The sequence below is a fragment of the Amycolatopsis halotolerans genome (assembly GCF_042647905.1).
GTDB lineage: Bacteria > Actinomycetota > Actinomycetes > Mycobacteriales > Pseudonocardiaceae > Amycolatopsis > Amycolatopsis halotolerans.
Genome location: NZ_JBHRWI010000021.1, coordinates 66,145 through 84,864, shown reverse-complemented (window position 1 = coordinate 84,864; position 18,720 = coordinate 66,145). Strand labels below are relative to the sequence as shown.

Genomic DNA, 18,720 nt, shown 5'->3' with positions numbered 1-18,720 from the left:
GCCGTCAGCGACCCGATCTTGGTCCATCCGCGGCTTACACGGTTGTCATGACACGGCCTCCGGATCAGGTCACGGCACCGTCGGCGCGCAAGCGTTTCCGCATCACCGGTCGGCTGGGAAACGTTCTCCCCACCTCAACAAAGCCCGCCCGCGCGAACATCGCCGCCGTACCGGTGAAGACGGCTGACGGCGACGGCGCAGCCTTCAGCGCGGCGACATCGACAGGATGCCCGTCCAGCACCGATCCGCCGTGCACCCGCGCCCATTCGACCGCCGCTTCCAACAGCGCCACCCCGACGCCAGCTCCTCGCCATGCCCGACGCACCACGAAACACGTGACCCACCAAGCATCCGGGTCGTCGTCAAGCAGACTGCGCACCGCACGGTTGCCCGTCACTCCAGGCAGCAAGGTCCGAGGCTGCACCCGCGTCCAGCCGACGGGTTTGTCGTCGAGATATCCGACGAGCCCGACCGGCACCGCAAGGGTTTCGACCTCCGCCCGCAAGGCCGAGCGGTTGTCCGGCGCACTATGCGTCCGGAACCGCTGGCACCAGCAGCTGTCGTCTCGCCGAGCTCGGCTGGCGAAGACGCGCTCCAAATCCGGCCAGCTCTCGGCGGTAAGCGCGCGGAACTCCACCCCGTGAAGCATAGGCACCGGAAAAGCCGCGGTCCGGAAACCGCGGCTTCCCCAGCAAGACGATCAGGCAGTGAACCCGCCATCCACTGTGATCGAGGTCCCCGTCAGATACCGCCCGTCCGGCCCCGCCAGATACGACACCGCGGCCGCGATGTCCGCCGGATTTCCGTAGTGTCCCAACGCGATATGCGCCAACTGGTCACCGGAATGCGGCCCGTCCGCCGGGTTCATCTCGGTGTCCGTCGAGCCTGGGTGGACCACCATCGCCGTGATTCCGCGGGGTCCCAGGTCTCGCGCCAGGCCCTTGGTCATCCCGACCACGGCCGACTTGCTCGCCGCGTACAGGCTCATTCCGACGAACGGCATGCGCTCGGCCAGATCGCTGCCGATCGTCACGATCCGGCCGCCCCGCGGCATGTGCCGCACTGCTGCCCCGGCCGCCACCAGCGGGGCCTTCACGTGGACCGCCAGCGTGTGGTCGATCGCCTCCGCCGTCAGTTCGTCGATCGGTGCCACCTGGAACACTCCGGCGTTGTTCACCAGCACGTCCAGCCCGCCCAGTTCGGCCGCGGTCCGGTCGACCGCGCTGGTCACGGCGGCCGCGTCCGTGGCGTCTGCCTGCAGGGCAAGACCGCGCCGGCCGAGTTTTTCGATGGACGCGACCACGTCCGCCGCCCGGTCCGCGGCGCGTTCGTAGGTGATCGCGACGTCCGCGCCGTCCTCGGCCAGCCGGAGTGCGATCGCCGCGCCGATCCCGCGGCTTCCGCCGGTGACCAGTGCGACCTTGCCGCCCAGGGTTCCCATGCCCCCACCTCTTTCTGTAGCGATGACTAAATAAATAGCCGCGTACGATGGGCTGGGTCAAGATTTTTGTATCGATCGCTAAAGAAGGTGGTCCATGTCACCCCGCGGCCGCCCGCGCGCGTTCGACCGCGAGCACGCGCTCACGCAGGCCATGTTGGTGTTCTGGGAGCGCGGCTACGACGGCGCGTCGCTCGCGGAGCTGACTGAGGCGATGGGGATCAAGCCGCCGAGCCTGTACGCAGCCTTCGGGGACAAGGAGTCACTGTTCCGCGAAGCAGTGAAGCACTACCAAGCTGCGCATGGACGGCACACGATGCGCGCGTTGACCGAAGAGCCGACAGCGCGCGCGGCCGTCGAAGCGATGCTTCGCAACAACGCTTGCGCGTACGTGGAACCCGGACACCCCACGGGGTGCATGGTCGTTCTCGCGGCCACCAACTGCACGCCGGCCAACGCTTCCGTGTGGGAGTTCCTCGCTGCTTCGCGCGACAATGTGCGACGCGAGCTCTGCGCGCGCCTTCGCCGCGGGGTGGAAGAAGGCGACCTCGCGGCCACTGTGGACACTGAAGCGCTCGGCGCGCTTTACGCGACTGTCTTCTATGGACTGACCATGCAGGCGCGCGACGGCGTCGGCCTCGACTCGCTGATGACCGTCATCGACCTCGCGCTCTCGATGTGGCCGGAAAACGGCGGAGGGGCGGCGTCCACTGTGGACACCGCCCCTTCCGCGCCGTGATGAAAGTCAGATGTGCGCCATGGTCAACGCGCGTTTGTCCTGTTTGATGATGTGGTCTCGTTCCGATTCGGACAGTCCGCCCCAGATGCCGTAGGGCTCGTGCACGGCGAGCGCGTGCTTGCGGCACATCTCCAGCACCGGGCACGACAGGCAGATCGCCTTGGCCCTGGCCTCGCGCCGCGCCCTCGCCGGTCCCCGCTCTCCGTCCGGGTGGAAGAAGGATCCGCTGTCCATCCCCCGGCACGACCCCTCCAGCTGCCAGTCCCACATGTCTGCGTTGGGGCCGGGGAGCCTGCGCGTGTCTGCCATCCTGACCGCCTCCGTCATCCGGTCGATGCCATTAGCTGCTCTGCTGTGGTGCCGATACTCCATTCGGTGCAACGGCGGTAACGTTAGAAGCGCGCCAATAGTTGTTCAATAGATCGGCGGCGATTCAGCCGTTAGGCATCCCCCAGATGTGTGAGCTGGGCTTTTGGCTCGGGTTGCCGTTACTGCGAGCTGGCTGGATATTGACCGGGTGGGATCCGGATCAGGCGATGGAGAACCCACCCTGCCGGTGGCCTCGGTCGCCCGCCGGCTCGGTGTCGCGCCGTCCACCCTGCGTACTTGGGACCGGCGCTACGGCCTGGGGCCCAGTCGCCACACCGACGGCAGACATCGCCGCTACGGCAGCTCTGACATCGGCCGTCTCGAACTCATGCAGCGCGCGCTCCTTCGTGGCGCTTCAACAGCGGAGGCCGCGCAGTACGCGTTAGAGCAGATGCCGCGTGCGGACTTCGTTCCAGCGCCTGCGGAGCCTGCTGAAGCAACGGAGGCGAAGGCTGCGGCTGACGACTTCGAAGTCCCTTCGCGACTCGCGCGCCGACTGAGTACTGCGGCGTTGGCGATGGACGTCGGCGCGGTACAGCGAATGCTTGTCGACGCCATCTGCGAGCTAGGCGTGCTTCAGGCGTGGACTGGCGTGATCGACCCAGTCCTCACCGCGCTCGGCGCACGGTGGCGAGGCGTGCACGCGGGCGCGGAGGTGGAGTACCTGCTTGCCGAGTGCGTGTACGCGGCTTTAGTGCGCGCGACGCCGGTCCTCGACGAGCCTCGCAACCAACGGCCAGTCCTTCTCGCGTGTGTGCCCGATGAACGGGACAACATGCCGGTGTACGCGCTCGCGGCCGCTCTCGCGGGACGGCGGATCGGCGCGCAGCTCTTCGGCATTGCGCTGCCTCAAGAAGTGCTGGCAGTGGCGGTACGGCGAAGCGCGCCCGCCGCGGTGGTGCTGTGGGCGAATCGGGCGAACGCCGATCCACGGCTCTTCGCGCGCGTGTCTCGCGGACGGCAGCGGACGCGCCTGTTCGCGTGCGGCCCCGGCTGGGATCCGGCGCTGCTGCCGCCGAAAGTCGAGCTGCTCGGTGATCTTTCCGCGGCGGCCGACCGCGTGGAGCACGTTCTTGTCGGTGCTCCACGCTAGAAAGGTGGGGTGGACGAAGAAGCGCTGACGACCCTCGCGTTCGGCTCGGACGCCGGGTCGGCGGCCTCGATACCTCGCGACGGCACGCCAAGGCAACGCCTCCTGGCGGCGATCGTGCTGGGCGCCCGCGGCCGATACGCGACGGCCGCGGCCGTGCTCGACCCGCTTCGCCGCGGCCGAGACCCGCTGACGGCCTCGCTGGCGGCGAGCACGCTCGCGTCGCATCGGCGACAGCTTGGCGGACACGTGGCGGCGCGGAAGTTGGACGGGGAGGCGCTGCTGGCGGTCGGGCTGCGCGGAGCAGGGGAGCGCAGGGCTGCCGGCTTGGCAACGACTGATTCCCCAACAACGTCCCTGCTGCCCGCCACTGCGAGCTCCAGCACGCCCGCTTCATCCGCCAGCCGAGACAGCCCCGGCAGCGCCCCCGCCGAAGACCCCAACGGCCTAGACCTCCAAGGTGCGCGAGCCGACGCCCTCCTGGGCCTAGCCGCCGACAACCTCGCCCTCGGACGCATCTCCGCCGCCCGCCGCCTCTCGATCCGGGCCGCCCAAACCGACCGTCGCTGGCGGGCGACCGTCCGGGGCGGCTGGGTGGGGGCCGAGATCGAACTCGCCGACGGTCAGCCCGAAGCAGCCGTCGCCCCGGCTCGTCTCGCCTATGAGACCGCTGTCGCCTGTCACGCTCAGCGACACGTCGTGAAGTCCGGCATCGTCCTCGGCGTCGCCCTGCTCGCCGCCCATCAAAGCGGCGCGCGGGAACTCGTTCTCACAGCCGCCGAAGACGCCGAGAAATATGAACTCGATTCACTTAATTGGGTGGCCGCGCGCGTCGCCGCTGATCTGGAACCCGACCGGGCCGAGGAGTATCGATTCAGGAGTCGCCAGGTGTTGCACGCAGTGTTACGGCACGCGGATCCTTGCATGATGCGCATCGCACGTGAATCGCCGTGGGTGCCCGTCGGACCCGGGTAGGCCTGCGGGAACGGGCGTTCCGGCATCCGGGCTAAGAAACTTCAAAAAAAGCCACCGGATCGTGTCAAGGTTCGGACTAAAGCGTCCGATAGGGGAAGTGGAATGTCACCCGGCTGCAGGAAGGAAACCCCGTGACGACGGTCTTGATCTGCGACGACCGACGCAGTGTCCGCGAAGGGCTCACCCGTGTGATGTCCGCGGTGCCTGGGGTCAGTCGCATCGACTGCGTAGCGCACGGTGACGAGCTGCTGGCCCGGTACACCCGTCAGCCGGTCGACGTCGTGCTGGTCGGGACGCAACGCGCGGTCCCGACAGGCGTCGAGGCAACCCGCCGGCTCGTCTCCGCGAACCCCCAGGCGAACGTCATCGTCTTCGGAGCCCCGGACGACGCGGGCAGCATCGCGGCCGCCATCGCCGGCGGAGCGCGCGGCTACCTGCGCTGGGACGCTTCGCGGCCCGAACTGGTCGCCGCGCTGGCGCACACCCTGGCCAGCACCTCGGTGCCCGCGCCGCGGCAGCCGTCCGACCCGGGCGTGCAGCTCACCGAGCGCGAGCTGCAGGTCCTGCGCGGCATGAGCCAGGGCAAGAGCAACGGCCAGATCGGCCGTGAGCTGTACCTCTCCGAGGACACGGTCAAGACGCACGCGCGGCGGTTGTTCCGCAAGCTCGGCGTCCGCGACCGGGCGCAGGCCGTCGCGCACGGCTTCCGCCGCGGTCTCGTGTCCTGACCGAGGCAGAGCAAGCCAGTACGGGACTTCCGATCCGATTCCCGCGGTGACGAACGGGCCAGGGCAGCCAAGCCCTGGCCCGTACCTGTTGTCCTGGCCCCTGCTCCGCGTCGTTGCCCGCGTCCCCACCGCGTGACGGCACTGCCCCAGCCCGTCTGCCTGCGACAATCGCCGCCCGGCCGCGCCCGGCGCGCCGGTCACCACCTCTGGCGGTTGTCTGGTAGGACTCCGACGGTACGGTAGCTGTGACCGGCGCAGGACGGGGACGACCACGCGCCGGATTCTTTGCACGCCTACACGTAACGCTGGGACTGTTGTCTGCGATGGCCACTGTGGGGGATGGACTGGACGAGCCGGTCGCCGCCGCTGTCGAGGGAGACCCTCAGGCAGTGGAGCGGTTGCTGGCTGCCATTCGTCCCCTTGTGGTGCGGTATTGCCGCGCCAGGGTTGGCAGGCAGGAGCGTTCGTTCGCTTCGGCAGACGACGTTGCGCAGGAGGTGTGTCTCGCGGTGCTCACGGCATTGCCTTCGTACCGTGACCAGGGCCGCCCCTTTCTGGCGTTCGTCTACGGCATCGCCCAGCACAAGGTCGCCGACGCGCACCGCGCCGCGGCTCGCAACCGGGCGGAGCCGGTCGCCGAGATCCCCGACGAGATCGAGGGCGGCGTCGGCCCGGAGCAACGTGCCCTGCAGGGTGAGCTGAACGAGCGGATGGCGCAGTTGCTGCAGGTGCTGCCGGACAAACAGCGGGAAATCGTCGTTCTGCGGGTCGTGGTCGGACTGTCGGCGGAGGAGACGGCGGAAGCCGTCGGTTCCACCCCGGGCGCCGTCCGCGTCGCCCAGCACCGGGCACTCGCCCGGCTGCGCAAGGTGCTTGCCGCCGAGGAGGTGATCTGAGTGACAGATCGCGAAGACCGGGACAGAGACCTGTCACCTTCCGCGCAGGCCAGCGGCCTGACCGGGTACGAAGCGGAAGCCGACGGCGACCTCACGGCCATCCAGGCCGACGACGCGCTGCTCGACGCGCTCGGCGGGACCGATCCGGCTGTCGCCGACGGGCTCGGGGACCAGGAACTGAACGCGCTGCTGCTCGCGTGGCGCCGCGACATCGACAGCGAACCGCTCGCCGAGCTGGTCGACGTCGACACCGCGGTCACCACGGTGAAGACCGCCACGCTGGCGCGCAAATACCAAAGCCGCAGCCGTCGCCGCCGCTATCTCGTGCCGGTGGCCGCCGCGTGCGCCGCCGCCGCGATCGCCTTCACCGGCACCGGTCTCGCCGCGCGGGACGCCCAGCCCGGCGACACGCTGTGGGGCCTCACGAAGGTGCTCTACGCCGACCACGCCCGCTCCGTCGAGGCCGCCGCCGCGGCGAAGCTCGACCTGGAGAAGGCGAACCTGGCGCTGGCCGACAACCGGCTCGCGGACGCCCGGCGCGCGCTCGCCGACGCGCAGGCCGCGCTCACCCAGGTCACCGACGCGGACAACCGCAACCAGCTCATGCAGCAGCACCGCGAACTGGCCGCACAGCTCGGCCAGCCGACGGCCCCGCCCGCGGACCAGAAGCCGTCGCCGCCGCCCGCCGTTCCGCCGGTGCACGACCCGGTCAGCAGCGCGGCGCAGCCGCCCGGCCAGTCGACGTCGCTGCCGGGCACCGGAGGCGGGCACACCAATCCGCCGCCGGTCACGTCGGTGACGCCGCTTCCGCCGGTGACGTCGACGCCGAGTTCGCCGCCGCCGTCGGCGAGCGCCACCCCGAACGATCCGGGCACGGGCAGCAGCCCGCGCAACGAGTCGTCGCAAGGGGTGCAGGCGCCTAACGGCACCAGCGGCTCATAGGTTTCACGAAGGTCCCGGCACGGACAGTGCCGGGACCTTTTTCGTTCACCGGTTTCAATGGGGGAGGCGCGGTGCTGGTTTTCGGGGAGCCCTACGAGACCTCTGGCGGGACAGTGCTGATCACTGTCACCCGGCAAGGCCGTCGAGGCGGACCGGGGCGTGCGGTCGGCCTGTACACGATCAATGCTGACGGCGTCACCTGGACGCCCGCGGTCGACCAAGGCCGGATCGCGCTGATCGGGGCGTGCACCGGTTTTGTGGCGGCGGCGTTCGCGACGCTGGCCGTGGTACACCGTCCGCCGTGGCCGAATCTGACCGAGCGGGCGATGATCGCGCTGGCGGACGCTGAGGTCGCCAAAGCCCAGATCGGGAAGTCCCGCCGCTGAACTGTCCGGCGAGCGCCCTGCCGAGCCGAGGAGGCCGGGCACCACTCCGCTCGCGAGGAAAAACCCCAATGTGGCGTTGGGTGCATCTGACGCACCCAATGTGGCGTTCGGTGCGCTCAACGCACCCAACGCCACATTGGGGCGCTTTCCTGGTTGTCCACAAGTCGACACAACTGTGGGCAAATCCTGTGGACAACCTGTCCGCGCACACAAAGAAGGTCCTGGTGGCCAAGCTCACCAGGACCTTCTTTTCAAGGCTGTTCAGGACCGGAGAAGTCAGTACGCGCTTTCGTTCGCGGTGACCCCGTCCGCGAACCCGCGGCAGTAGTCCCAGCTCACGTAGTCGGTCGGGTTCGGGTCGAAGGCCGGCTCGTGCGGGCGCATCCGGCCGTCGGACAGCAGCTGCTCCAGGCTCGCGCGCAGCAGCGTCCAGTCGTGATAGTGGGGTTCGTCGCACTCGCCGCAGTCGACCACGATGCCGCGGACCCCGCGAGGCTCCAGCAGAGCCTGGTACACGGCGAGGTCGGACAGGTCGGCCAGCAGCTCGGTGCGCTCGTCCGCGCTGATCGGCTCTTCCAAGTGGTCGTCGGGGTCGGGGATGGCCCGGGCCGGATCGTCCGGGTCGTCCGCGAACGGATCGGGGGGCAACACATCGTGCGGCACGGCCTGCACGCTACCCGCCGGGCCACCCACCCGGGCCAGGGCCCCGGCCCGGATATCATGAGGGGAAGGCCCGAGGCCCCTCGGCCCACGCCAGGCACCGCTGCCCGCGACTCCAGCCCACTCCCGCCAGGAAGGCCCTTCGCCCCTCATGACCAGCGAAAGCATCACCCCCGCAGTGCCCAGCAAGTTCGCGATGCTCGGCTTGACCTTCGACGACGTGCTGCTGCTGCCCGCGGAATCGGACGTGGTGCCCAGCGCGGTGGACACGAGCACGCAGCTCACCCGCAACATCAAGCTCAACGTTCCGCTGGTCTCCGCCGCGATGGACACGGTCACCGAGGCGCGGATGGCGATCGCCATGGCCCGCCAGGGCGGCATCGGCGTGCTGCAGCGCAACCTTCCGATCGAGGAGCAGGCGGCGGCGGTCGAGGTCGTCAAGCGGTCCGAGGCGGGCATGGTCACCGACCCGGTCACCTGCGCCCCGGACGACACCCTCGCCGAGGTCGACGCCCTGTGTGCGCGGTTCCGGATCTCCGGTGTCCCGGTCACTGACGCGTCCGGCGCGCTCGTGGGCATCATCACCAACCGCGACATGCGGTTCGAGGTCGACCACACGCGCCTCGTGAGCGAGGTCATGACGAGGACGCCGCTGGTGACCGCTCAGGTCGGCGTCACCGCGGAGGCCGCGCTCGGGCTGCTGCGCCGCCACAAGATCGAGAAGCTGCCGATCGTCGACGGCGCGGGCAAGCTGCGCGGTCTGATCACGGTCAAGGACTTCGTGAAGACGGAGCAGTACCCGCGGGCTTCGAAGGACCCGGACGGCCGCCTCGTCGTCGGCGCCGCGGTCGGCGTGGGACCGGACGGGCACAAGCGCGCGATGGCGCTCGCCGAGGCTGGCGTGGATGTCCTGATGGTCGACACGGCGCACGGCCACTCGCGTGCGGTCGTGGACACCGTGCGGCTGCTGAAGAAGGAACTGGGCGACACAGTCGACATCGTCGGCGGGAACGTGGCCACGCGGGCCGGTGCGCAAGCGCTGGTGGACGCGGGCGTGGACGGCGTGAAGGTCGGCGTCGGCCCGGGTTCGATCTGCACCACGCGGATCGTCGCGGGCGTGGGCGTGCCGCAGATCTCCGCGATCTACGAGGCCGACCAGGCCTGTCGCCCGGCGGGTGTCCCGGTGATCGGCGACGGCGGCATCCAGTACTCCGGCGACATCGCGAAGGCCATCGCGGCCGGTGCGTCCTCGGTGATGCTGGGCAGCCTGCTCGCGGGCACTGCCGAGTCGCCGGGCGACCTGATCCTGGTCAACGGCAAGCAGTTCAAGGTCTATCGCGGCATGGGCTCGCTGGGCGCCATGCAGTCGCGCGGCGAGGCGAAGTCGTACTCCAAGGACCGCTACGCCCAGGACGACGTGCTCAACGAGGACAAGCTGGTGCCGGAAGGCATCGAAGGCCGGATCCCGTTCCGCGGTCCGCTGTCCAACGTCGTCCACCAGCTCGTCGGCGGTCTGCGCGCGGGCATGGGCTACGCGGGCGCGGAGACGATCGCGGCGATGCAGGAGGCGCAGCTGGTCCGGATCACCGCGGCCGGGCTGAAGGAAAGCCACCCGCACGACATCACCATGACGGTCGAGGCCCCGAACTACACGACCCGCTGATCGACCCTGTTCGCCCGCTCCTTCCTCCCGCCACACTGGATCTCCAGGTGACGGCGAGGGGAGCGGGCGAATGCGGTTTTCCCGGAGGTTCGTGCTGACGGCGGCTGCCGCGATGGTGCTCGGGGGAGGGGCGGCTTCGGCGGCCGCGGCGGATTCCCCGGACAGCTCGCTGTGGAAGCGCACCGAGCTGTACTTCGGCACCTCGAAGCCCGGCGGCGAGGTGACCGAGAAGGAGTTCGCGGACTTCTCGGCGAAGGACATCACGCCGCGTTTCCCAGACGGCTTCACCCAGCTCGAGGGCACCGGTCAATGGCGGTCCGGCGGCGGCGCGGTCGTGCGCGAGCATTCGATCGTGCTCGTCGTGCTGTATCCGCCGACGAACCAGCACGCGAACGCCGACCTCGAGCAGATCCGCACCGACTACAAGCACCTGTTCGATCAGGAATCCGTGCTGCGCACCGATTCCACCGCGCGCGTCTCGTTCTGAACGCGGTTCCACCCGAGCAGCAGCAACGGCGCCGCCAGCATCAACGCGCCCGCCAGCCCGAGCGCTCCGCGCGTGCCCAGCCACGTCGCCACCACGCCCCACAACAGCGTCAACCCGGCGGTGCAGGCGCCGTTGCTGATCCGCCACGCGGACAACATCCGGCTCACGTAGCCGTCTTCGGTCTCCTCGAGCCGGTAGGTCGCCAGGACCGTGCTGTACGCCGCCGAGCTGATGATCAGCCCGAACTCCACCGCCATCACCCAGAACAGCCCGCCGATCCCGGGCGGCACGAACGCCAGCAGCACGACCCAGCACGTCCGGACCGCGCCGACGATCGGCAGCAACCGGACCCGGCCGTGGCGCGGCACCAGCCGGCGGGCGAGCCGGGAGCCGACCAGGCCGCCGAGACACGGGACGCCGAACGCGAGCCCGTACTGCCAGGTCGGCAGGCCGAGTTCGCCGAGCAGGAGCACCGCCAGCACCGGCGCGGTGGCCATGATCAGGCCGTTGACCAGACAGGAGTTGAGGAAGAGCATCCGCAGCCGGGCGTGCCGGAACACGTACCGCCAGCCCTCGACGAGGTCGGCGGCGCGGAAGGCGGCGGGGCGGGCCGGAGTGCGCTCGCGGGTGCGGATCGTCGAGAGCGAGAGCGCGGAGAGCAAGTAGCTGATCGCGTCGAGGAGCACAGTGGCGAGCGGGCCGAAGAACCCGATCGCGGCACCGCCCGCTGGTGGGCCGATCGCGGTCGCGGTCCACAGTGTCGTCTCGAACCGGCCGTTGGCGGTGAGCAGGTCTGGACCAGCCGCCAGTGACTTCAGATACGCGCCGCTCGCCGAGGTGAACGCGATGTTCGCCGCCGCCACGATCACCGACACCGCCACGAGCTGGGCGAACGTCAGCAGGTCGAGCAGATACGCGGGCAGCAGCGTGAGCAGGGCGGCGAACCGGACGAGGTCCATGGCGATCAGCACCGGCCGTTTCCGCCGGAATTCCACCCACGGACCGAGCGGGAGCGCGGCCAGCGAACCCACCGCGAGCCCGGCTCCGGCCAGCAACGACACCTGCGCGGCACTGCTGTGCAGCACCCGTACCGCGATGATCGAGAAGGCGTCGAGGGCGAAGTAGGTGCCCGCGATGCTGACCGCGTACGCCAGCCACAGCCGGTGAAAGTCCTTGCCCAGCGCCAAAACCGTCCCCCTCGTCCAGCCGGGCAGCCAACCACCAGCCCGCGCCGGTGGCAAACAACCGCGCGCACAACCGGTGGTTGTCGCCACCGCAACGGTCCCCCGCGCGCAGGTCACCCGCGCCGACTCGCGACAATGGACCTCGAAGACGGCGGGCGCGAGAAGGGACATCACGTGCGGGATCTGGTCGAGATCGGCATGGGCCGCACGGCGCGGCGGGCGTATGACCTCGATGACGTGGAGATCGTGCCGTCGAGGCGGACGCGCTCCTCGTCGGTGGTGTCCACTGCCTGGCAGATCGACGCGTACCGGTTCGACTTGCCGCTGGTCACCCACCCGACGGACGCGATCGTGTCGCCGGGGACCGCGGTGGCGATCGGCGAGCTGGGCGGCCTCGGCGTGCTCAACGCCGAAGGGCTCTGGGCCCGGCACGCGAACGTCGAGGAAGCGATCTTCCGCCTCGTCCGCGCGGCCGAGGACAGCGAAGACCCGGCGGCGGTCGTGCGCGAGCTGCAGGAGCTGCATGCCGCTCCGATCCGCCTCGACCTGCTGACCGAGGCGATCAAGACGGTCCGCGAATCCGGCGTGACGGTGGCCGCGCGGGTCAGCCCGCAGCACGCCGCCGAGCTGACCCCGGACCTGATCGCCGCGGGCGTCGAGATCCTGGTCGTGCAGGGCACGATCATCTCCGCCGAGCACGTGCAGCGCGACGCGGAACCGCTCAACCTCAAGGAGTTCATCGGCCGTCTCGACGTGCCGGTGATCGCGGGCGGCGTGAGCGACTACCGCACGGCCATGCACCTGATGCGCACCGGCGCGGCGGGCGTCATCGTCGGCCACGGCTACACCGAGGGCGTCACCAGCACCGACCGCGTGCTCGGCATCGGCACCCCGATGGCGACGGCGATCGTGGACGCGGCCGCCGCCCGCCGCGACTACCTGGACGAGACCGGCGGCCGCTACGTGCACGTCCTCGCCGACGGCGGCATCACGACGTCGGGCGACATCGCGAAGGCGGTCGCCTGTGGCGCGGACGCGGTCATGCTCGGCGCCCCGCTGGCGACCGCGTCGGACGCGCCGGGCCAGGGCCTGTACTGGACCGCCGCCGCGGCGCACCCGTCGCTGCCGCGCTCGCGCGTGGTCGCTGGTCCGGACTCGGACTACGCAGTGGACCTGAAGACGCTGCTGTTCGGCCCGTCCTCGGACGCGGAGGGCGTGGTGAACCTGTTCGGCGCCCTGCGCCGCGCGATGGCGAAGACGGGCTACTCGGACCTGAAGGAGTTCCAGCGCGTCGGGCTGACCGTCCGCGGCTGAGGTACTCGCGAAAAGGCCCCCTTCACGGGGGCCTTTTTTGTGCCCGCCGGGTACCACGCGGCCCGGTCTCCGTTATGCTTTCGTTATCTTTGGAGTCCGGTGTCGCACCTGAAGGGTGAGCGGATGGCACTGCTGGGGGAGTCCGCGTCGGCCTGGTGGCTCGGCGGGATCGTGGCGGGGAGCCTGCTGGTCCGGTTGCTCGCGCTGGTCGTGGCGTTGCGCGGGACGAAACCGGCGGAGCGGCCCGCCATCATCCGAGCGCTCGGCGAGCTGTTCCGGTTCGCGCCGCGGCGCAAGACCCGCTGAGGTAACTCGCGAGTAACTTAACTCTGGCCTGGCGGCTTCCCGGGGGTTACCCTCTTTCCTGTGACTGCCAGTAACACCACCACCGCGCGGCAAGAACCCGACTACGACGTCCTCGTCGTCGGGTCGGGGTTCGGCGGCAGCGTCGCGGCGTTGCGGCTGACCGAGAAGGGCTACCGCGTCGCGGTGGTCGAGGCGGGCCGGAGGTTCGCCGACGACGAGTTCGCCAAGACGTCCTGGGATCTCAAGCGCTACCTCTGGGCCCCGCAGCTCGGCTGTTACGGCATCCAGCGCATCCACATGCTCAACGACGTGATGGTGCTGGCCGGCGCCGGCGTCGGCGGCGGTTCGCTGGTGTACGCGAACACGCTGTACCGGCCGCTCAAGCCGTTCTACCAAGACCGGCAGTGGGCGCACATCACCGACTGGGAAAGCGAACTCGCGCCGCACTACGACCAGGCCAGCCGCATGCTCGGCGTTGTCACGAACCCGACGATCACGCCGTCGGACGTGGTGATGCGGGACGTCGCGAAGGACATGGGCGTCGAGGATTCGTTCCACGCCACGCCGGTCGGGGTGTACTTCGGCAAGCCGGGCGAGACGGTGAAGGACCCGTTCTTCGGCGGAGCCGGGCCGGATCGGGTCGGGTGCACCGAATGCGGTTCGTGCATGACCGGTTGTCGCGTCGGCGCGAAGAACACGCTGGTGAAGAACTATCTGTACCTCGCGGAAAAGGACGGCGCGAAGGTCATTCCGCTGACCACGGTGACGTCGGTGAGCCCGCGCAGCAACGGTTACGCGATCACGTTGCAGAAGACCGGAACCCGTTCGCGGCGTTTCCGGACCACGGTCACGGCGTCGCAGGTGGTGTTCGCGGCTGGCACCTGGGGTACGCAGAACCTGTTGCACCGCATGAAGGACACGGCCGCGCTGCCGAAGTTGTCCGGCAAGCTCGGCGAGCTCACCCGGACGAACTCCGAGGCCATCATCGGCGCGGCGCGGACCACTGTGGACTCCGAACGAGACTTCAGCCGCGGCGTCGCGATTACCTCGTCGATCCATCCGGACGAAAACACGCATATCGAACCGGTGCGTTACGGCAAGGGCAGCAACGCGATGAGCCTGCTGCAAACCGTGGCCACTGACGGTTCTTCGACCGTTCCGCGCTGGCGGCAGGCGCTCACGTTCCTGGTCAGGCACCCGGTGCAGTCGGCGAAACTGCTGAACGCGTACCGGTGGAGCGAGCGCACGGTGATTCTGCTGGTGATGCAGAGCCTCGACAACTCCATCACCACCTACACGCGACCCGGCCTGTTCGGACGGCGGAAGTACACGTCGAAACAGGGCCACGGCGAGCCGAACCCGAGCTTCATCCCGGCTGGGCACGAGGCGAATGTCCTTACCGCGGAACGGATCGGCGGCATGCCGGGCGGCACCTGGGGCGAGGTTTTCGACATTCCGCTCACCGCGCACTTCATCGGCGGCGTGCCGATCGGCGACAGCGCCGACAGCGGCGTCATCGATCCGTACCACCGGGTTTACGGCTATCCCGGATTGTCCGTTGTGGACGGTTCGGCGATCACCGCGAACCTCGGCGTGAACCCGTCGCTCACCATCGCCGCGCAGGCGGAGCGGGCGTTTTCGTTCTGGCCCAACAAGGGCGAGGCCGACGAGCGGCCCGAACAGACCAGCGGGTACGCCCGGATGGAGCCGGTCGCGCCGAAGAACCCGGCGGTTCCGGCGAACGCGCCCGCGGCACTGCGCCGCTGACCTAAGATCGTCCGGGTGACGACTGCGGCGCTGGACCGGATCCGGGAACTGCACGACGAATGGGCACGAATCGCCGAGGCGATGCCGGAGGCGGCGTTCGCCGAGCCGAGCGCGCTGCCCGGCTGGACGCGCGCGCATCTGCTCACCCACCTCGCGCGCAACGCGGACGCCCTCGGGAACCTGTTGACCTGGGCGGAAACCGGGGTCGAGCGGTCGATGTACGGTCCCGGCAATGCCCGGGACGACGACATCGAGGCCGGTGCCGGTCGCCCTCCGGCGGACATCGTGGCCGACCTGGTGGCGTCCGGGAAGCGGTTGACGGACCACGCCGCGCGGCTGTCGGACGAGACTTGGTCAGCGCGCGTCCGGCACCGGCACGGCGGAGAGCTGACCGGCGCGGACGTGCTGACGCTGCGGCTGTCCGAGACCACGATTCACCTGGTCGACCTTGACGCTGGCCATGATTTCGACAGCGCCACCGCGCTTCTCGGCGAGCATCTCGACGCGGTGGTTGCCACGCTGATTCGGATGTGTCCGCGTCCGTTGCCTTCGTTCCGCCTTGCCGATGGCGTCCGTACCTGGACTTTCGGCGAGGGCGGCGATCTCGTGACCGGGACGCCGGGGACGGTGCTGGCTTGGCTGACCGGGCGCGGCGAGGGTTCGGTGCTTTCCGGGCCGGTGCCGGAAATGGCTCCGCTGCTCTGATTTCAACCGGATTGCCGGGCGGCCGCGAGTTCGTCGTCGTCGCCGACGATGCCCAGCTGCTGCAGGATGGCGAGCCGGTCGGTCTGGATGTCGAGTTCGGAGATCCGGCCGTCGGTCACCCGCGCCAGGACGAAACCGCGCCACGTTCCGCTTTTGCCGGTCGCGAAGCCTCTGCGGTAGTAGCCGGTGTTGGTGGCGGTGAGCGTCACCGTGGCCGCCGCCCGATCGCCTTCGGCGAGCACCGAATCGAGATTCACGTGCAGATCCGGGAACGCGGTCAGCAGCTGCGTCCAGCCGGTGCGGAAGGCGGCGAGTCCGCCGGTCGGCGCGTCGACCACGACGGGGCCGGATTCGGTCACGTCGTCGGCCACCACGGTGTCCAGTTCGCTGAGGTCGTGGCCGTTGACGATCGAAAGGAACTGCCGCAGGACGGTCTTGGGGCCAGTCATCGCTTCCTCGATTCTTACGATGTAAGAGACGAGGACAGTGGTACCTTACGCCGTAAGAAACGTCAAGGGGGACCAGTGTCCGATCGGAGGGCCCGGCCGCGCGCCGGGCTGACCAGGGAGCGGGTCGTGGACGCCGCGCTCGCGTTCGTGGACGCGCACGGCATCGCCGCGTTGTCCATGCGCAAGCTCGGCGCGGAACTCGGCGTGGAGGCGATGACGCTCTACCACTACGTGCCGAACAAGGAAGCGCTGTTCGACGCCCTGATCGACCGGCTGGTCTCGGCGCTGGCCGGGATCGAGCCGGAGTGCGGCGAGCGCGGGCAGCAGTGGCTGGGCCGGGTGGCGCGGGCGTACCGGGGGCAGTTGCTCGCGCATCCGGGCGTGTTGCCGCTCGCCGCGACCCGCCCCGCGGTCAGCCCGGACTCGCTGCAGGTGATCGAAACCGCGTTGCGGCTGCTCGAGCTGCCGCCGGCCCGCGGGCTGGACATAGTGAACGCCGTGATGACCTTCGTGCTCGGGCACACGCTCGCCGAGGCCGGTCGCGCGCCCGGTGCCCAGTCCGATGTGGACAGTCTGGGGCACCTTGCCGCGGACCGCTTTCCGCTGCTCGCGCAAGCGCTGCGGGACGGGGCCCGGCACGACGAGCGGTTCGAATTCGCCCTCGAGGCATTGCTGACCGGACTTTTCGCAACCGACCTGAGGTCTGAGGCGTCTGAATGAACATGACAGTCGGGAGAAGGACGTTTTTGCGCGCCGCCGGATTGACGGCGGTCGGCGCGGTGGCCGCGGCGTGCACGGCGAAACCGGGGCCGTCGGTGCCGCAGACCAGCCCGACGTCGAGAGCGACCGTGCCGCCGAGCACCAGTTCGAAGCCGTCCGGGCCGCCGGACTGGAACGCGTTGCGCGGCAAGCTCTCCGGGGACTTGGTGCTGCCCAGCGACGGCGGATTCGCCACCGCGAAACGTGCGTTCAACCCGCTTTTCGACGGGCAGAATCCAGCGGCGGTCGCGAAATGCACGAAGCCGGAGGACGTGCAGGCGTGCGTTGAAGCGGCTGGCGGCCGGATCCCGCTCGCCGCGCGCAGCGGTGGACACAGCTATGCCGGGTATTCCGCGCCGGACGGCGGGTTGGTCGTCGACGTCGGCGGTATGGCTGGTGTGGACATTCAGGGTGACCAGGTGGTGATCGGTGCGGGCGCGAAACTCGGCGATGTCTATTCGGAGCTGGCGAAGGCGGGTCGTTGCCTGCCAGCGGGTTCGTGCCCGACGGTCGGCATCGCCGGACTCGCGCTCGGCGGCGGAATCGGCGTATTGACCCGTAAATACGGTTTGACGTGCGACCGGCTGCAGTCCGCGCAGATCGTCACGCCGGACGGCAAACTGCGCACAGTGAGCGCGCAAGCGGACGACGACTTGTTCTGGGCGCTGCGCGGCGGCGGGGGCGGAAACTTCGGCGTGGTCACGTCGTTCACCTTCAGCACCGTGGAAGCGCCGACCGTCACCGTGTTCTCGCTGAAGTTCCAGTCCGGTTCGGCGGGCGACGTGGTCGACGCGTGGCAGCGCTGGCTGCCGAGCGCTCCGCCCGAATTGTGGTCGAACTGCGTGGTTTCCGGCGGTCCGAGCGGGGCGTGCCGGATCGGCGGGGCGTTCGTGGGCGGTTCGGCGGGCCTGACGTCGGCGCTCAGCGGACTGTCGGTGTCACCGTCCAGTCGCACGATGAAGACCCTCGGCTACGGCGCGGCGATGAACTACTTCTCCGGCAGCTCGGAACGGCAGACTTTCGTGGCGTCGTCGCGGATCATCACCGATCCGGTCGACGGCGGGAAGATCGCCGATCTCGCGTCCGGGCACAAGGGAATGGACCTGCTCATCGACGGCCTCGGCGGTGCGGTCGGAGATATCGCGCCGGCGGACACGGCGTTCCCGCACCGGAAAGCGCTGGCCAGCATCCAGGTCTACGCCCCGGCCACCGCAGGCAGCCAGGAGAGCGCGCGCAAGTCAGTGTCCACTGTGGTCGCCGGGCTGGCGGACGCGGGCGCGCGCGGCGGCTACGTGAATTACATCGACCCGGACCTGCCGGACTGGAAGTCGGCCTACTACGGCGACAACGCGGCCCGGCTGGACCAGGTGGCGAAGAAGTACGACCCCAACGGGGTGCTCAAGTTCGCTCAGTCTGCCTGAGGCGCGGGCCAGACGTAACGCACGTCTGGCTCGCGCTCTTCGTTTCGCTGCCCGTCGGTGTATTCGACGGCGGCGAAACCGTGTCGGCGGTAAAACCGTTGCGCGGGCTCGTTGATCTGGAACGTCCACAACGTCAGCCCGTCGGGACGGAGCTGTTTGGCCAAGTCCACCAGCTGTGCGCCGATGCCGCGCCCGCGCCACGGAAGGTCGAGATAGAGCTGCGCCAGCTCTGACCCGTCGAGCACGAGCAGTCCGGCCACAGTGGACTTGACAACCGCCACCCAGGTTTCCTGCTGTGGCACCACGATATTCGCGAACCACCAACGCGCCGCGTCATCGTCGTGGGCGCGCCGGACGGTCGGCAGCGCGGCGGTGAACGACCGCAGCCACACGTCGGCGATGTCGCGTGCGTCAGCGGCCGTTGCCCGTCGCAGGTCCACAG

At 69.5% G+C, this 18,720-nt stretch carries 22 protein-coding genes; 15 read left to right on the top strand and 7 right to left on the bottom strand.

What is annotated here, in order from left to right; translation table 11 throughout:
• Nucleotides 1-64: 64 nt before the first annotated feature.
• Together ACFORO_RS18560 and ACFORO_RS18555 are read right to left on the bottom strand one after the other, a co-directional pair.
• The gene (locus ACFORO_RS18560) at nt 65-637 is read right to left on the bottom strand and encodes a GNAT family N-acetyltransferase (protein WP_377874711.1); all 573 of its coding nucleotides are present in this window, start codon (nt 635-637) and stop codon (nt 65-67) included.
• Nucleotides 638-700: 63 nt separating this feature from the next.
• Nucleotides 701-1,441 carry an SDR family NAD(P)-dependent oxidoreductase gene (locus ACFORO_RS18555; protein WP_377874708.1) on the bottom strand — a complete coding sequence of 247 codons (741 nt, stop codon included), beginning with the start codon at nt 1,439-1,441 and terminating at the stop codon, nt 701-703.
• A gap of 94 nt (nt 1,442-1,535) precedes the next feature.
• Here ACFORO_RS18555 and ACFORO_RS18550 point away from each other — a divergent pair, with 94 nt between their 5' ends.
• On the top strand, nt 1,536-2,177 hold the full coding sequence (locus ACFORO_RS18550; protein ID WP_377874706.1) for a TetR/AcrR family transcriptional regulator: 642 nt from the start codon (nt 1,536-1,538) through the stop codon (nt 2,175-2,177).
• A 6-nt stretch (nt 2,178-2,183) separates the two neighbouring features.
• Here the strand turns inward: ACFORO_RS18550 and ACFORO_RS18545 are convergent, their stop codons facing one another.
• Nucleotides 2,184-2,486, bottom strand: coding sequence for a WhiB family transcriptional regulator (locus ACFORO_RS18545; protein WP_037816439.1), 303 nt, complete (start codon nt 2,484-2,486; stop codon nt 2,184-2,186).
• A gap of 247 nt (nt 2,487-2,733) precedes the next feature.
• On the opposite strand from ACFORO_RS18545, the gene ACFORO_RS18540 reads away from it, so the two are divergent.
• From ACFORO_RS18540 to ACFORO_RS18515, 6 genes are all read left to right on the top strand, one after another.
• On the top strand, nt 2,734-3,639 hold the full coding sequence (locus ACFORO_RS18540) for a MerR family transcriptional regulator (protein WP_377874721.1): 906 nt from the start codon (nt 2,734-2,736) through the stop codon (nt 3,637-3,639).
• Nucleotides 3,640-3,648: 9 nt separating this feature from the next.
• Nucleotides 3,649-4,611: a hypothetical protein gene (locus ACFORO_RS18535; RefSeq protein ID WP_377874704.1), complete on the top strand. Its 963-nt coding sequence runs from the start codon at nt 3,649-3,651 to the stop codon at nt 4,609-4,611.
• A 131-nt stretch (nt 4,612-4,742) separates the two neighbouring features.
• Nucleotides 4,743-5,339 carry a response regulator transcription factor gene (locus tag ACFORO_RS18530; RefSeq protein ID WP_020662719.1) on the top strand — a complete coding sequence of 199 codons (597 nt, stop codon included), beginning with the start codon at nt 4,743-4,745 and terminating at the stop codon, nt 5,337-5,339.
• A gap of 323 nt (nt 5,340-5,662) precedes the next feature.
• Nucleotides 5,663-6,235 carry a sigma-70 family RNA polymerase sigma factor gene (locus tag ACFORO_RS18525; protein WP_009072423.1) on the top strand — a complete coding sequence of 191 codons (573 nt, stop codon included), beginning with the start codon at nt 5,663-5,665 and terminating at the stop codon, nt 6,233-6,235.
• Nucleotides 6,236-7,177: an anti-sigma-D factor RsdA gene (locus ACFORO_RS18520; RefSeq protein WP_377874701.1), complete on the top strand. Its 942-nt coding sequence runs from the start codon at nt 6,236-6,238 to the stop codon at nt 7,175-7,177. It abuts the gene before it with no gap.
• A gap of 71 nt (nt 7,178-7,248) precedes the next feature.
• Nucleotides 7,249-7,563: a hypothetical protein gene (locus ACFORO_RS18515; RefSeq protein ID WP_354742488.1), complete on the top strand. Its 315-nt coding sequence runs from the start codon at nt 7,249-7,251 to the stop codon at nt 7,561-7,563.
• Between the two features lie 276 nt (nt 7,564-7,839).
• On the opposite strand, the gene ACFORO_RS18510 is transcribed toward ACFORO_RS18515, so the two are convergent.
• On the bottom strand, nt 7,840-8,235 hold the full coding sequence (locus ACFORO_RS18510; protein WP_009072430.1) for a DUF5319 domain-containing protein: 396 nt from the start codon (nt 8,233-8,235) through the stop codon (nt 7,840-7,842).
• A 139-nt stretch (nt 8,236-8,374) separates the two neighbouring features.
• On the opposite strand from ACFORO_RS18510, the gene guaB reads away from it, so the two are divergent.
• Together guaB and ACFORO_RS18500 are read left to right on the top strand one after the other, a co-directional pair.
• The gene (gene guaB, locus ACFORO_RS18505; RefSeq protein WP_377874696.1) at nt 8,375-9,886 is read left to right on the top strand and encodes an IMP dehydrogenase; all 1,512 of its coding nucleotides are present in this window, start codon (nt 8,375-8,377) and stop codon (nt 9,884-9,886) included.
• Between the two features lie 70 nt (nt 9,887-9,956).
• Nucleotides 9,957-10,373: a DUF3574 domain-containing protein gene (locus tag ACFORO_RS18500; RefSeq protein WP_377874694.1), complete on the top strand. Its 417-nt coding sequence runs from the start codon at nt 9,957-9,959 to the stop codon at nt 10,371-10,373.
• On the opposite strand, the gene ACFORO_RS18495 is transcribed toward ACFORO_RS18500, so the two are convergent.
• The gene (locus tag ACFORO_RS18495; RefSeq protein ID WP_377874692.1) at nt 10,325-11,647 is read right to left on the bottom strand and encodes an MFS transporter; all 1,323 of its coding nucleotides are present in this window, start codon (nt 11,645-11,647) and stop codon (nt 10,325-10,327) included. The two genes, ACFORO_RS18500 and ACFORO_RS18495, sit on opposite strands and share 49 nt — an antisense overlap.
• A gap of 84 nt (nt 11,648-11,731) precedes the next feature.
• Between ACFORO_RS18495 and ACFORO_RS18490 the strand changes: the two genes are divergently transcribed.
• The 4 genes from ACFORO_RS18490 (at nt 11,732) to ACFORO_RS18475 (ending at nt 15,649) form a co-directional block, all read left to right on the top strand.
• A complete protein-coding gene (locus tag ACFORO_RS18490; protein WP_354742515.1) occupies nt 11,732-12,871 on the top strand; it encodes a GuaB3 family IMP dehydrogenase-related protein in 1,140 nt (379 codons plus the stop codon).
• Between the two features lie 123 nt (nt 12,872-12,994).
• Nucleotides 12,995-13,177 (top strand): hypothetical protein, encoded by a 183-nt coding sequence (locus ACFORO_RS18485; protein WP_377874690.1) that lies wholly within the window; start codon nt 12,995-12,997, stop codon nt 13,175-13,177.
• Nucleotides 13,178-13,237: 60 nt separating this feature from the next.
• Nucleotides 13,238-14,944: a GMC family oxidoreductase N-terminal domain-containing protein gene (locus ACFORO_RS18480; protein ID WP_377874688.1), complete on the top strand. Its 1,707-nt coding sequence runs from the start codon at nt 13,238-13,240 to the stop codon at nt 14,942-14,944.
• Nucleotides 14,945-14,959: 15 nt separating this feature from the next.
• Complete coding sequence (locus tag ACFORO_RS18475; protein ID WP_377874685.1) at nt 14,960-15,649, top strand: maleylpyruvate isomerase family mycothiol-dependent enzyme; 690 nt, start codon at nt 14,960-14,962, stop codon at nt 15,647-15,649.
• A gap of 2 nt (nt 15,650-15,651) precedes the next feature.
• On the opposite strand, the gene ACFORO_RS18470 is transcribed toward ACFORO_RS18475, so the two are convergent.
• Nucleotides 15,652-16,098 carry an ester cyclase gene (locus ACFORO_RS18470; RefSeq protein ID WP_377874683.1) on the bottom strand — a complete coding sequence of 149 codons (447 nt, stop codon included), beginning with the start codon at nt 16,096-16,098 and terminating at the stop codon, nt 15,652-15,654.
• A 75-nt stretch (nt 16,099-16,173) separates the two neighbouring features.
• On the opposite strand from ACFORO_RS18470, the gene ACFORO_RS18465 reads away from it, so the two are divergent.
• Complete coding sequence (locus ACFORO_RS18465) at nt 16,174-16,818, top strand: TetR/AcrR family transcriptional regulator C-terminal domain-containing protein (RefSeq protein ID WP_377874681.1); 645 nt, start codon at nt 16,174-16,176, stop codon at nt 16,816-16,818.
• Nucleotides 16,815-18,278, top strand: coding sequence for an FAD-dependent oxidoreductase (locus ACFORO_RS18460; protein WP_377874678.1), 1,464 nt, complete (start codon nt 16,815-16,817; stop codon nt 18,276-18,278). The genes ACFORO_RS18465 and ACFORO_RS18460 overlap by 4 nt, the downstream gene beginning before the upstream one ends.
• Here ACFORO_RS18460 and ACFORO_RS18455 read toward each other — a convergent pair.
• Nucleotides 18,266-18,718, bottom strand: coding sequence for a GNAT family N-acetyltransferase (locus ACFORO_RS18455; protein WP_377874675.1), 453 nt, complete (start codon nt 18,716-18,718; stop codon nt 18,266-18,268). The genes ACFORO_RS18460 and ACFORO_RS18455 overlap by 13 nt on opposite strands.
• Between the last annotated feature and the right edge of the window lie 2 nt (nt 18,719-18,720).

What these genes read in the sequence shown, in the direction of transcription:
- ACFORO_RS18555 (WP_377874708.1), bottom strand. Translation starts at nt 1,441, where the DNA reads ATGGGAACCCTGGGCGGCAAGGTCGCACTGGTCACCGGCGGAAGCCGC.
- ACFORO_RS18550 (WP_377874706.1), top strand. Translation starts at nt 1,536, where the DNA reads ATGTCACCCCGCGGCCGCCCGCGCGCGTTCGACCGCGAGCACGCGCTC.
- ACFORO_RS18545 (WP_037816439.1), bottom strand. Translation starts at nt 2,486, where the DNA reads ATGGCAGACACGCGCAGGCTCCCCGGCCCCAACGCAGACATGTGGGAC.
- ACFORO_RS18525 (WP_009072423.1), top strand. Translation starts at nt 5,663, where the DNA reads ATGGCCACTGTGGGGGATGGACTGGACGAGCCGGTCGCCGCCGCTGTC.
- guaB (WP_377874696.1), top strand. Translation starts at nt 8,375, where the DNA reads ATGACCAGCGAAAGCATCACCCCCGCAGTGCCCAGCAAGTTCGCGATG.
- ACFORO_RS18500 (WP_377874694.1), top strand. Translation starts at nt 9,957, where the DNA reads ATGCGGTTTTCCCGGAGGTTCGTGCTGACGGCGGCTGCCGCGATGGTG.
- ACFORO_RS18485 (WP_377874690.1), top strand. Translation starts at nt 12,995, where the DNA reads ATGGCACTGCTGGGGGAGTCCGCGTCGGCCTGGTGGCTCGGCGGGATC.
- ACFORO_RS18470 (WP_377874683.1), bottom strand. Translation starts at nt 16,098, where the DNA reads ATGACTGGCCCCAAGACCGTCCTGCGGCAGTTCCTTTCGATCGTCAAC.
- ACFORO_RS18460 (WP_377874678.1), top strand. Translation starts at nt 16,815, where the DNA reads ATGAACATGACAGTCGGGAGAAGGACGTTTTTGCGCGCCGCCGGATTG.